At 70.7% G+C, this 11693-nt stretch carries 10 protein-coding genes; 8 read left to right on the plus strand and 2 right to left on the minus strand.

The features are described 5' to 3' along the window. Positions 1-52: 52 nt before the first annotated feature. From ASC98_RS11420 to ASC98_RS11430, 3 genes are all read left to right on the plus strand, one after another. A complete protein-coding gene (locus ASC98_RS11420; RefSeq protein WP_056804203.1) occupies positions 53-940 on the plus strand; it encodes a LysR family transcriptional regulator in 888 nt (295 codons plus the stop codon). Further along, complete coding sequence (gene pyrF / locus ASC98_RS11425) at positions 937-1767, plus strand: orotidine-5'-phosphate decarboxylase (RefSeq protein ID WP_056804206.1); 831 nt, start codon at positions 937-939, stop codon at positions 1765-1767. Before ASC98_RS11420 ends, pyrF begins: the two co-directional genes overlap by 4 nt. Positions 1768-1951: 184 nt before the next feature. Then, positions 1952-5137 (plus strand): PAS domain-containing hybrid sensor histidine kinase/response regulator, encoded by a 3186-nt coding sequence (locus ASC98_RS11430; protein ID WP_157597869.1) that lies wholly within the window; start codon positions 1952-1954, stop codon positions 5135-5137. Between the two features lie 2 nt (positions 5138-5139). Here the strand turns inward: ASC98_RS11430 and ASC98_RS11435 are convergent, their stop codons facing one another. Together ASC98_RS11435 and ASC98_RS11440 are read right to left on the minus strand one after the other, a co-directional pair. Further along, positions 5140-7428 carry a xanthine dehydrogenase family protein molybdopterin-binding subunit gene (locus tag ASC98_RS11435; protein ID WP_235581234.1) on the minus strand — a complete coding sequence of 763 codons (2289 nt, stop codon included), beginning with the start codon at positions 7426-7428 and terminating at the stop codon, positions 5140-5142. Next, on the minus strand, positions 7425-7928 hold the full coding sequence (locus ASC98_RS11440) for a (2Fe-2S)-binding protein (protein WP_056804212.1): 504 nt from the start codon (positions 7926-7928) through the stop codon (positions 7425-7427). Before ASC98_RS11440 ends, ASC98_RS11435 begins: the two co-directional genes overlap by 4 nt. Before the next feature lie 154 nt (positions 7929-8082). Here ASC98_RS11440 and ASC98_RS11445 point away from each other — a divergent pair, with 154 nt between their 5' ends. The 5 genes from ASC98_RS11445 to ASC98_RS11465 all read left to right on the plus strand — a co-directional run bounded on the left by ASC98_RS11445 (position 8083) and on the right by ASC98_RS11465 (position 11691). Then, positions 8083-9132, plus strand: coding sequence for a porin (locus tag ASC98_RS11445; RefSeq protein ID WP_056804214.1), 1050 nt, complete (start codon positions 8083-8085; stop codon positions 9130-9132). A gap of 67 nt (positions 9133-9199) precedes the next feature. Continuing rightward, entirely contained in the window at positions 9200-9454 is a 255-nt protein-coding gene (locus ASC98_RS11450; protein ID WP_056804217.1) for a hypothetical protein, read from the plus strand. Next, complete coding sequence (locus ASC98_RS11455) at positions 9439-9885, plus strand: hypothetical protein (protein WP_056804220.1); 447 nt, start codon at positions 9439-9441, stop codon at positions 9883-9885. The genes ASC98_RS11450 and ASC98_RS11455 overlap by 16 nt, the downstream gene beginning before the upstream one ends. A 98-nt stretch (positions 9886-9983) precedes the next feature. Continuing rightward, the gene (gene ypfH, locus ASC98_RS11460) at positions 9984-10700 is read left to right on the plus strand and encodes an esterase (RefSeq protein WP_056804224.1); all 717 of its coding nucleotides are present in this window, start codon (positions 9984-9986) and stop codon (positions 10698-10700) included. Positions 10701-10860: 160 nt separating this feature from the next. Next, positions 10861-11691, plus strand: a complete 831-nt coding sequence (locus tag ASC98_RS11465) for a hypothetical protein (RefSeq protein ID WP_056804226.1) — start codon at positions 10861-10863, stop codon at positions 11689-11691. Positions 11692-11693: the final 2 nt, after the last annotated feature.

Below are 11693 nucleotides of genomic sequence, written 5' to 3' on the forward strand. Positions count from 1 at the left end.
GCGTCACTCTAGGATTGCGCCGGTGCATCTGAAATAGGCGAAGCGGCAAACGATGACTGCATCCATGCAATCGGGTGGCGGGCCGATCGGCACCGGCGAACTGGCGGTGCTGCTGGCGCTGGTGCGGGGCGGCAACCTGGCCGCGGCCGGGCTGCTGGCCGGCGTCGACGGCTCGACGGTGTTCCGCACCGTGCAGCGCAGCGAGAAGGCGCTGGGGCAGCGCCTGTTCGAGCGCTCGCGCGACGGCTACCGCGCCACCGAGCTGGGCCTGCAGCTGGCGCAGCACGCCGAACGCATCGAAGCCGAACTGGAAGCCGCGCGTGCGGTGGCGCGGGTCGAGGCGGGGGCGGTCAGCGGGCTGGTGCGCATCAGCACCACCGACACCATCCAGAGCGGGCTGCTGCTGCCGGCGCTGGCCGGCCTGGTCGCGGCCCATCCGCTGCTGCGGCTGGAGATCACCGCGCGCAACGAGCTCGTCAACCTGTCGCAACGCGAGGCCGACATCGCGTTGCGCGCGACCGTGAAGCCCCCGCCGCACCTGGTCGGTCGCGAGCTCGGGCCGATCCGCTCGGCGGTGTACGGATTGAAAGGTCGCAGCAGGGCGAAGGTCGATCTGGCGTCGGCACGCTGGATCGTCGTCGACGATGCGCTGCCCGAGCACCCGTCGGTGCGCTGGCGCAAGAAGCACCTGCCGAAGGTGGAGCCGGCGCTGCGCGTCAACAGCGTGCAGGCGGTGATCGATGCCACCGCCGCCGGGCTGGGCGTCGGCATCGCACCGCTGTTCAGCGCCGGGCAGCGGCGCGAGCTGGTGCAGCTCAGCGATCCGCTGGCCGAATGCGAAACGCAGCTGTGGCTGCTGACGCATCCGGAGTCGCGGCACCTGCGGCGCATCGCGGCGGTCGCGGCGCACCTGGCGAGCCACCTAAAATCCCCGCCATGAAATTCACCGACCAGCTGCGCCGCGCGGAACGCCGCAACGATTCCCTGCTCTGCGTGGGCCTCGATCCCGATCCGGCGAAGTTCCCCGGGGCCTGGAAGGGCGATGCCGGGCGCATCTACGACTTCTGCAGCGCGATCGTCGATGCCACCAAGGACCTGGTGATCGCCTTCAAGCCGCAGATCGCCTACTTTGCCAGCCACCGGGCCGAAGACCAGCTGGAGCGCCTGATGGCCCACATCAAGCGCGTCGCGCCCGAGGTGCCGGTGATCCTCGACGCGAAGCGCGGCGACATCGGCCCGACCGCCGAGCAGTACGCCCGCGAAGCCTTCGAGCGCTACCAGGCCGACGCGGTCACGCTGTCGCCCTTCATGGGCTTCGATTCGCTCGAGCCGTGGCTGCGCTACGGCGACCGCGGCCTGATCCTGCTGTGCCGCACCTCCAACCCCGGCGGCTCCGACCTGCAGGCGCAGCCGCTGGCGAATGGCACAGGGGGCGAGTTGGTCTACGAACGCGTGGCCCGGCTGGCGCAGGGCGACTGGAACCGCAGCGGCCAGCTCGGCCTGGTGGTCGGCGCCACCTTTCCCGGCGAGATCGCCCGCGTGCGCGAGCTCGCGCCGACGCTGCCGCTGCTGATCCCGGGCGTCGGCGCGCAGGGCGGCGATGCGGCCGCCACCGTGCGCGCCGGCTGGCGTGCCGAGGCGCCGATTGTCGTCAACTCGTCGCGCGCGGTGCTGTACGCGTCGAACGGCGACGATTTCGCGAGCGCCGCCCGCCGCGTCGCCCAGGCCACGCGCGTCGAGCTGAACGCGCACAAGCCGGCCGCCTGAAGCACCGCGCCGTCGTGCAGTCCTGCACGACATGCCGGCGGAATCGGGAAAACCAGCCCGCATCGGCGGCAGCGCGGTGCCACACTCCGTGGCATCGCGCGGGTGGTTTGTCGATGCGCGGTCCCTCGCCGTGCCGCTCTCCTCGCCCCTGCCCCTTCTGCCGAGCGAACCCCTGGACCGGATGGTGGCCCGGCTGTTCTTCGGCGCCGGTATCGCGATCTCGCTGATCGGCGCGCTGATCTACCTCTCTCCGTCCTTGCCGGCGCGCCCTGCGATGCGGGCGCTGCTGGTCGGCGACTGCCTGGCGCTGGCGCTCAGTTTTTCGATCGGGCTGTGGGCGATGCGCCGCGTCGCGTTGCCGCGCCTCATGCAAGGCATGGGCTGGATCGCGTCGATCGCGGTCCTCATCACCACCATCGGCCTCGGCCAGGGCGTGCACGCGCTGAACCTCGGCTACCTCGGGCTGCTGATCTGCGTCGTGACCGTGCTCGCGAGCCCGGTCTCGGGCATCGTGCTGGCGCTTGCGATGGCGGCCGCCGTGGCCGGCCTGGCCGCCGCCCACCACGCCGGCTGGCTGCCCGGGCCGACGGCGATGGCCGGCATCCCGCTGCCGTTGCGCGTGGTCACGCACTGGCTGATCTTCGGTTCCGCCACCGCCAGCGGGATGCTGATCGCCGGCCTGGTGCGGCGTGCGCTCGGCGAGGCGCGCGACCGCGAGGAGCGCTTTCGCAGCCTGCTGCTGATGGCCGCCGACTGGTACTGGGAACTCGACGCCGACCTGCGCTTCACCCACATCAGCGACAAGCTGAACCAGTACTCCGGCATCGACGCGAAGGAACGGCTGGGCCGCCGGCCCTGGGAGATGCCACAGATCGGGCTGGATGCCGACACGCTGGCGCGCCACCGCGCCGACCTGGAAGCCCACCTGCCGTTCAGCAACCTGATGGCGAGCCGCCCGGGCGAAACCGGCGAGCTGCGCCACAGCGTGGTCAGTGGCCGGCCGCGCTTCGATGCCGACGGCCGCTTCCTCGGCTACTGGGGGCTGGGCCGCGACATCACGGCCGAGGTCGAGGCGAGGCGCGCCATCGCCGAAAGCGAGGGCCGCTACCGCGAGCTGTTCCGCCTCTCGCCGACCGCGCTGGTGCTGCACCGCCACGGCGTCGTGGTCGACAGCAACGACGCCGCCGCGCGCCTGTTCGGCTTCGCGTCGGCCGACGCGATGAAGGGCTTCGACCTGACCCGGCTCTACCCGGAAGGCGACGCGCGCGACCAGGTGCGCCGACGCGTCGCGTCGCTCGAGACGCTGCCGGTCGGCGAGGGCCTGGGCGTCGCGGATTTCGACCTGGTGTCGCTCGACGGCCGGCCGCTGAGCGCGCAGGCTTCGGGCATGCGGGTGAACGCGCCGGGCGGGCCGGCCACGCTGTCGATGTTCCACGACATCACCGCGCGCGTGCAGGCCGAGACCGCGCTGCGGCGCTCGCAGGCGATGCTGTCGCACCTGGTGGCGACCAGCCCCGACTGCATCACGCTGACCGAGGTCGCGAGCGGCCGCTACGTGATGGTCAACGAGAGCTTCACGCGCATCACCGGCTGGCACAGCGACGAGGTGGTCGGCCGCACCGCGCTCGAGATCGGCGTCTGGCACCGGCAGGCCGACCGCGAGGCACTGGTCGCAGGCCTGGCCCGCGGCGGCCTGGTGACCGACCTGCCGGCGACTTTCGTGCGGCGCGACGGCACGGTGGTGTCGCTGCTGCTGTCGGCGGCACGCTTCCGGATGGACGACCAGGACTACCTGGTGCTGAACGGCCGCGACGTCACCGAGACCGAGCGCGTGCGGCTGCAGCACGAGGCGATCCTGCAGAACGCGTCGATCGGCATCGCGCTGACGCGCGAGCGCCGCTTCATGCAGGCCAACCCCTGCTTCGAGGCGATGTTCCGCTGGCCGCCCGGCGCGCTGATCGGCCAGCCGGGGCAGGTGGTGTGGAGCGACGAGGCGGCCTATGCCGAGATGGGCGCGCTGGTCGGGCCGCGGCTGGCGCAGGGCGAGCCGGTGGAGGTCGAACGCATGATGCGGCGCGGCGACGGCAGCAGCTTCCTGTGCCGCCTGCTCGCGCAGGCGGTGGACCCGTCGCACCCGAGCCAGGGCGGCACGATCTGGATCGCCGAGGACGTGACCGAGCGGCGCGCGTTCGAGCAGGCGCTGGCCCATGCGCGCGACGTGGCCGAGGCGGCCAACCAGGCCAAGAGCGCCTTCCTCGCGAACACCAGCCACGAGATCCGCACGCCGCTGAACGGGTTGCTGGGCCTGGCGCGGCTGGCGATGCGCCCGGGGCTCGACGCGCCGCGCCGCGACCAGTATCTGGCGCAGATCCAGGACAGCGCGCAAAACCTGGCGAGCATCATCTCCGACATCCTCGACCTGTCGAAGATCGAGGCCGGCAAGCTCAGCGTCGAGGCGGTGGCCTTCGACCTGCGCGGGCTGCTGGTGGCGGTGCACCGCGCGTACCAGTCGCTGGCGCAGGCGCGCGGGCTGTCGCTGCGCCTGGCGATGACGCCGGAGGTGCCGGGCACGGTGCTCGGCGACCCGGTGCGGGTGCGGCAGATCCTCAGCAACTACCTGACCAACGGCATCAAGTTCACCGAGCGCGGCCAGGTGACGCTGGAGGCGGCGCTCGGCGCGGACGGGCGGGTGCGGCTCGCGGTGCTCGACACCGGCCCGGGCATCGACGACGCGACGCAGCAGCGGCTGTTCCAGCCGTTCACGCAGGCCGACTCGTCGACGACGCGGCGCTTCGGCGGCACCGGCCTCGGCCTGTCGATCTGCAAGGAGCTGGCGACGCTGATGGGCGGGCAGGTCGGTGTCGACAGCGCGGTGGGCCGCGGCAGCCGCTTCTGGGCCGAACTGCCGCTGCCGGCGACGCCGGCGCACGAGGTCGGCACCGATGCGGAATCGCTCGACGTCGCGTCGCTGGCCGGCGCGCACGTGCTGATGGTGGAGGACAACCCGGTCAACATGATGATCGGCGTCGCGATGCTGGAGCAGTGGGGCATCGACGTGGTGCAGGCGGTCGACGGGCTGGAGGCGCTGGTGGCGGTGCGGCGCTCGGTCGACGAAGGCCGGCTGTTCGACGCGGTGCTGATGGACGTGCAGATGCCGCGGCTGAGCGGCCACGAGGCGGCCCGCAAGCTGCGCGAGCAGCACCCGGCCGACGAACTGCCGATCATCGCGCTGACGGCGGCGGCGCTGGTGTCGGAGCGCGACCAGGCGCTGGCCGCGGGGATGAACGAGTTCCTGACGAAGCCGATCGATGCGCACCGGCTGCGACAGGCGCTGCTGCGGGCCGTGGCCCAGACAGAGCAGCGCCCGTAGCCCTACGAGAGCGGCAAGGCTCGTTGCCGCTTGCCGGTCAGCGCATACAGCGCGTTCGCCAGTGCCGGCGCCGCCGGCGGCGTGCCGGGCTCGCCCATCCCGCCGGGCGCGCGGGCGCTCGGCACCAGGTGCGTCTCGATGTGCGGGCAGTCGGCCAGCGTCAGCACCTTGTAGTCCGGAAAGTTGCGCTGCCTGACCGCGCCGCCGTCGATGTCGATGCGGCCGTGCAGCGCCGCCGACAGCCCGAAGATCACCGCGCTCTCCATCTGCTGCGCGACGATGCCGGGGTTCACGACGGTGCCGATGTCGGCCGCGCAGACCACGCGGTGGATGCGCGGCCGGCCATCGACCAGCGACACCTCCATCACCTGCGCGACGATGCTGCCGAAGCTCTCGTGCAGTGCCACGCCGCGCGCCTGGCCCACCGGCAGCGGCCGGCCCCAGCCGGCCTTCGCGGCCGCGAGCTTCAGCACCGCGGCATGCCGGGGCATGTCGCCCAGCAGCCCGAGCCGGAACGCCACCGGGTCCTGTCCGGCCGCCTCGGCCAGCTCGTCGATGAAGCATTCGCTGAAGAACGCATGGTGCGAATGCCCGACCGAGCGCCAGTAGCCGACCGGCACGGCGCTGTGCGTCGCGACCTGCGCGATGCGCTGGTGCGAGATGCCGTACGGCAGGTCGTACAGGCCTTCGGCCGCGCTCTTGTCGGGCGTGTCGACCGGGCCCGCCAGCGACGGCAGCACGCGCTCGATCCAGCGCGGCGTGATCGCATCCCCGGCCGCGGTGATCGTCAGCCCCGAGACCATGCCCTTGCCGTCCAGGCTCGCCTGCATCAGCGCGACGCCGGCCGGCCGGTAGAAATCGTGGGCGATGTCTTCTTCGCGCGGCCACACCAGCTGCACCGGGTGCCCGCCGCATTCGATCGCGATGCGCACCGCCTGCGCGACGAAATCGACGTCGAGCCGCCGCCCGAAGCCGCCGCCCAGGTAGGTGACGTGCAGCGTCACCGCCTCCAGCGGCACGCCGGCCACGCGGGCCGCGATCGCGCGCGCCATGTCGGGCACCTGCGTCGGCACCCACAGCTCGACGCCGCCGTCGTGCACGCGCGCGGTGCAGTTGATCGGCTCCATCGGCGCATGCGCCAGGTAGGGTGCGCGGTACAGCGACTCGATCTGCCGCGCGGCGCCGGCGCGCGCCTGCTTCACGTCGCCGCGGGTGTGGAACGCGAAGCCGCCATCGGCCTGCGCCGCCGCGCGCGCGGCCTGCTCCAGCGCCTCGTCGATGCGCTTCGTGTCGGCCGCGCCGGCCGGCGGCGGGGCCCAGTCGATCTCCAGCGCCTGCGCGCCGCGCCGCGCATGCCAGGTGCTGCGGCCGACCACGGCCACCGCGGCGGTCGAGCCGGCATACGGCCCGAGCCGCACCACGCGCTGCACGCCGGGCAGCTGCATCGCCGCGTCGACCTTCACGCGCTGCGGGCTGCCGCCGAGCATCGGGCAGTGGCGCACCACCGCGTACAGCTGGCCCGGTTCGCGGGTGTCGAGGCCGAAGCGCGCGCTGCCGTTCACCTTGGCCGCCAGGTCGGTGCGCGGCGCGGCCGTGCCGATCAGCGTCCAGTCCTTCGGGTCCTTGGTGCGCACATCGCCGATCGGCGTGGCCGCGGCCAGCTTCGCGAGCTCGCCGAAGTGCGCATGCGGGCCCGACACATGGCTGACGATGCCGCCATGCACCTGCAGTTCCGCGCGCGGCAGTTTCCATTGCAGCGATGCGGCGCCCAGCAGCTGCGCCCGCGCGGTGGCCGCGGCCAGCCGCAGCACGTCCCACGCGTCGGCGATGCTCGACGAGCCGCCGGTCACGCTGACGCCCAGTTCGCGCGCGAATTTGCTGACCATCCACTGGCCGGCCTTGACGGTCGTGGTCTCGCGGCCGGGCTCGGTGTCGTCGGGGTGGAAAGGCAGCGCGCCGACGAACATCGCGACGTTGCCGTACAGCGATTGCGGCGCCGCCTGCACCAGCTTCACGCGCGACAGCGGCGTGTCCATCTCGTCGGCCACCAGCATCGCGAGCGCGGTGTGCACGCCCTGGCCCATCTCGCTGCGGTTCATCGCGAGCTGCACGAGGCCGTCGGGCTCGATGCGGATCCAGCCGTTCAGCGTCACGCTGCCGTCGGCGGCCGGCAGCGGGTCGGAGGTGCCGGTGCGGCTGCGCGGCGGCAGCGCGCTCCAGCCGACCAGCAGCGCGCCGCCGCCGGCCAGCGCGCTCAGCAGCAGGCTGCGGCGTCCGATCGACGGGCTCATGCGCGCGCCTCGTTCGAGCGGTCGGACCGGTGCGGCTCGCCGCGCAGCACGGCTGCGGCGCCCTTGATCGCCTCGCGGATGCGCGGGTAGGTGCCGCAACGGCACAGGTTGGTGATCGCCGCGTCGATGTCGGCATCGGTGGGCGACGGGTTCTTCGCCAGCAGGTCGGCCGCGGCCATCAGCATGCCGCTCTGGCAATAGCCGCATTGCGGCACCTGGTGCGCGATCCACGCCTGCTGCAGCGCGTGCGGCTGGCCGGGGGCGCCGAGCGCCTCGATGGTGCGCACCGGCTTGCCCTGCACGGCCGACAGCGGCGTCACGCACGAGCGCGCCGCTTGCCCGTCGACGTGCACCGTGCAGGCGCCGCAGGCCGCGACGCCGCAGCCGAACTTGGTGCCGGTCAGCATCAGCACGTCGCGCAGCACCCACAGCAGGGGCATGTCGGGTTCCACCGCGTCGGGCGGCAGCGGCAAGGTCTGGCCGTTGACGGTCAAATCCATGGGTCGGGTCACTCCGGTGTCGGTCCCCATTCTGGGCCGGGCGCGGGGCCGCCGTTGTGGCGTCAACGAAACGGGGTGTGACCGGGCGCACGCGCGTCCGGGTTTATCCTGACGCCCTTTTCGTCCTTTCCACCGCCTGCCGGAGTTCCGCTGCATGAACCGTCGTCTGTCCTGCCTGGCCGCTGCCGCGGTCTCCGCCATCACGCTGTCTTCAGCCGCCTGGGCGCAATCGGCCTCCTCGACGCCGTCGGCCTCGTCGGTCACGCTGTACGGGCTGGTCGACATGTCGGCCGGCCGCTTCCAGGATGCTGGCGCCCAGCGCACGCTGCGCGCCGAGAGCGGCAAGCTGACCACCAGCTTCCTCGGCTTCAAGGGCACCGAAGACCTCGGCGGCACGCTGAAGGTGAAGTTCGCGCTGGAGCATTACCTGCGGGCCGACACCGGCTCGGTGGGGCGCAATGCGGCCGATCCCTTCTGGGGACGCAACGCCTACGTCGGCTTCCAGGGCGATTTCGGCACCAGCACGCTCGGCCGCAACACCACGCCGCTGTTCGTCTCGACGCTGTCGTTCAATGCGATCGGCGATTCGTTCGGTTTCTCGCCGAGCATCCGCCAGGTCTTCGCGCCGAGCACCGGACTGGCCTTCCAGGGCGACGTCACCTGGAACAACTCGCTGCTCTACAACACCTCGAGCGCCGAGGGCTACAACGTCGGCCTGATCGGCAACCTGGGCGAAGGCGCGCCCGGCGCGACCGGCCGCAACCTCGGCGGCAACTGGGTGCTGCTGACGCCGACCTGGGGCGCGACGATCGCGTACCAGCAGGTCAAGAACGGGCTGGTCGCGGCGCCGGTCGGCTTCGACCGCCAGGACACGCTGCAGCTCGGCGGTTCGTACGATTTCGGCCTCGCGAAGCTGTATGCACAGGCGACGCGCGTGAAGACGCGGGCGACGGTCGAAACCCGGTCGAACATCTACGGACTCGGGCTCGCGGTCCCGGTGGGCGCGCTCGGCAAGGTGGTCGCGCAGTACGGCCAGGCGAATGCCGATCTGAACCCGGGCGAGGTCAAGAACCGCACCGTCACGCTCGGCTACGACCATGCGCTGTCGAAGCTGACCGATGCGTATGCGGTGGTGATGAGCGACCGGCTGACGAATGTGGACAGCGGCACCAGCGTCGCGGCGGGCCTGCGGGTGCGGTTCTGAAAAACTTGCGTTCCCTTGCGGTTTCCCCGATAAACGGCGGAACCACCCGCGCCTGTTCGGAGGCTTCATGAAAAGAGACGATGCAGAGTTCCAACTCAATCTGGAAGTCTTCAGGACCCGGCTCCCGAAATTGCTGGACGAATCGAAAGACCAGTACGTCATCATCGCTTCGGGCGAGATCGTCCAGGTCTTCGAGACGTATGAAGCGGCGTTGAGCTTCGGCTATCGGAGCTTCCCTTCCGACGGTGCGCAGTACCTCCTTCAAAAGATTGCGCCAATCCCCGAGCGTGCCGACATCCACATGGCATGTCGAGCCGCCTGAGCTTTCAAATCGTTCAAGATCGGCCTCTGATCGAAGTGGAGGTCAAGCCCAGTCTTGTTTTTCAGCAAGTCTTCGCCAACAACGCGCCTCACCTCGTTCCCTCCACGAAGCAGCTGTTTCTCGTGGACACCGGCGCGACGTTCTGCGTCATCGACGAGGGCCTTGTCGCCAACTGGAGATTGCCGAAGAACAATCCGGTCATCGTTGGATCCGGAACCCAGATTTCAGCGGCAGGTTGGCGGTATGACCTGTCATTGAAGCTGCAGGACAGCCAGGGCGGCAGTTGGATTCACAGCCTGGTCCCGGTTGCCACCGTCAAGCCCGGCCACTTCGGGGCCGAGGTCTTCGCAGGAATCATCGGGATGGACATCATCAAACAGGCTGTCTTCCATCTGGATGGCCCTTCAGGCAGTTGCTCGCTGACCTGGTAGAGATTGCATGGTCGCAGCCTGAACGCTGCGTTCAAAGCGCTTGCGCGTTCGGGCGCTGCGGCGGCGGCACACTGTCGGGTCGATCGGAGAACCCTGCCATGCCTGCCACCGCCCTTGCCCACCTGCCCGCCGATGGCGCGCCCCAGTTGTTGTTCCTGCTGTTCCATGGCGTCGGCGCCAACGCGTCCCACATGGAACCGCTGGCGCAGCGCCTGGTCGCCGAGTACCCGCAGGCGGCCGTGGTCTGCCTCGATGCACCGCATCCGTTCGACGGCGTGCCGGGCGGCGGCAGCGGCTGGCAGTGGTTCTCGATCCAGGGCATCACCGAAGACAACCGCCCGCAGCGCGTCGCCGAGGCGCTGCCGCGCTTCATCGCCACGGTGCGCAGCGTGCAGCAGCAGCTGAACATGTCGTGGCCGTGCACCGCGCTGTGCGGCTTCTCGCAGGGCGCGATCATGGCGCTCGAGGCGGTGCAGGCCGAGCCGGCGCTGGCCGGGCGCGTGCTGGCCTTCAGCGGCCGCCACGCGACCGCGCCCGGGCATGCGCCCGAGGACACCACCGTGCACCTGTTCCACGGCATGGCCGACCGCGTGCTGCCCTGCGGCCCGGCGATCGATTCGGCCGAGCGGCTGGTCGCGCTCGGCGGCGACGTCACCGCCGACGTGCTGCCCGGCATCGGCCATGAGCTGCACCCGCAGCTGCTCGACAAGGCCGTCGAACAGCTGCGCACCTTCCTGCCGAAGAGGGTGTGGCGCCAGGCGATGAGCGAGGCGCCGATCCTGCCGCGCAGCGCGTCGAGCGACGAACTGGGCTGATCGCGAGCCGGGGCCGGGAGGCCCCATCGGTGGCATGGGGTTTGCTGACTTGCATACAAGCCGGTACCCATCGGGATCGCGTGCGCCAAGCCGGGGCATGCGTCGAGGCGGTGCCGGCCTGTTCCGCCGCATCACCACAACCCATCCCGAAGGATTCCCCATGCGTACACGCACCCTGTCGAAGTTCGCGGCCTGTGCCGCGCTGGCCGCCTGCGCCGCCGCCGCCCAGGCCGCCGAATGGAGCGATGCCTTCATCGGCTTCACCTACGGCACCAAGTTCAAGGAACCCGGCAGCGACGCGGACGTGAAGAAGAAGGTGGCGACGCTGCAGTACGTCGGCGGCTACAAGTACGGCGTCAACTTCTTCGCGGTCGACATGCTGGCCTCCGACGAGAACAACGCCGCCAACAACAGCGACCGCGGTGCGCACGAGGTCTACGTCACCTACAGCAACACGGTGAGCTTCGGCAAGGTCAGCGGCAAGCCGATGAAGTTCGGCCCGATCCGCGACGTCGGCTTCCAGTTCGGCTTCGACTTCAACTCGAAGAACGATGCCTTCGGCGCCGGGCTCACGAAGTACATCGCCGGCCCGAAGGTGGAGTTCGACGTGCCGGGCCTGCTGACGCTCGGGCTGCTGTACTACAAGGAGAACAACAACAACTCGATCGCCGGCACGCATGTGAACTTCGATGCGGCACCGCGCCTCGCGACGGTGTGGAGCTTCGATTTCAACGCCGGGCTGCCGGCGGTGTTCAAGGGCTGGGGCACCTGGACCGGCGAGAAGGGCAAGGACGGCTTCGGCGGCGACACCGCGGCCGAGACCTGGACCGAGATGGGCCTGCTGTGGGACGTGGGCTCGGCTGCCGGCACGCCGAAGACCTTCTATGCGGGCTTCGGCTACCAGTACATCAAGAACAAGTTCGGCAACCCGTCATCGCTGGCGGGCACCAAGGTGTCGGCGCCTTCGTTGAAGGCGGAGTACCACTTCTGAAC

Origin of the sequence: Rhizobacter sp. Root1238 (assembly GCF_001425825.1) — a bacterium.
Taxonomy (GTDB): Bacteria; Pseudomonadota; Gammaproteobacteria; order Burkholderiales; family Burkholderiaceae_C; genus Rhizobacter.

What these genes read in the sequence shown, in the direction of transcription:
- ASC98_RS11420 (WP_056804203.1), top strand. Translation starts at nt 53, where the DNA reads ATGACTGCATCCATGCAATCGGGTGGCGGGCCGATCGGCACCGGCGAA.
- ASC98_RS11435 (WP_235581234.1), bottom strand. Translation starts at nt 7,428, where the DNA reads ATGAGCCCGTCGATCGGACGCCGCAGCCTGCTGCTGAGCGCGCTGGCC.
- ASC98_RS11465 (WP_056804226.1), top strand. Translation starts at nt 10,861, where the DNA reads ATGCGTACACGCACCCTGTCGAAGTTCGCGGCCTGTGCCGCGCTGGCC.
- ASC98_RS11455 (WP_056804220.1), top strand. Translation starts at nt 9,439, where the DNA reads ATGTCGAGCCGCCTGAGCTTTCAAATCGTTCAAGATCGGCCTCTGATC.
- pyrF (WP_056804206.1), top strand. Translation starts at nt 937, where the DNA reads ATGAAATTCACCGACCAGCTGCGCCGCGCGGAACGCCGCAACGATTCC.
- ASC98_RS11450 (WP_056804217.1), top strand. Translation starts at nt 9,200, where the DNA reads ATGAAAAGAGACGATGCAGAGTTCCAACTCAATCTGGAAGTCTTCAGG.
- ASC98_RS11445 (WP_056804214.1), top strand. Translation starts at nt 8,083, where the DNA reads ATGAACCGTCGTCTGTCCTGCCTGGCCGCTGCCGCGGTCTCCGCCATC.
- ASC98_RS11440 (WP_056804212.1), bottom strand. Translation starts at nt 7,928, where the DNA reads ATGGATTTGACCGTCAACGGCCAGACCTTGCCGCTGCCGCCCGACGCG.
- ypfH (WP_056804224.1), top strand. Translation starts at nt 9,984, where the DNA reads ATGCCTGCCACCGCCCTTGCCCACCTGCCCGCCGATGGCGCGCCCCAG.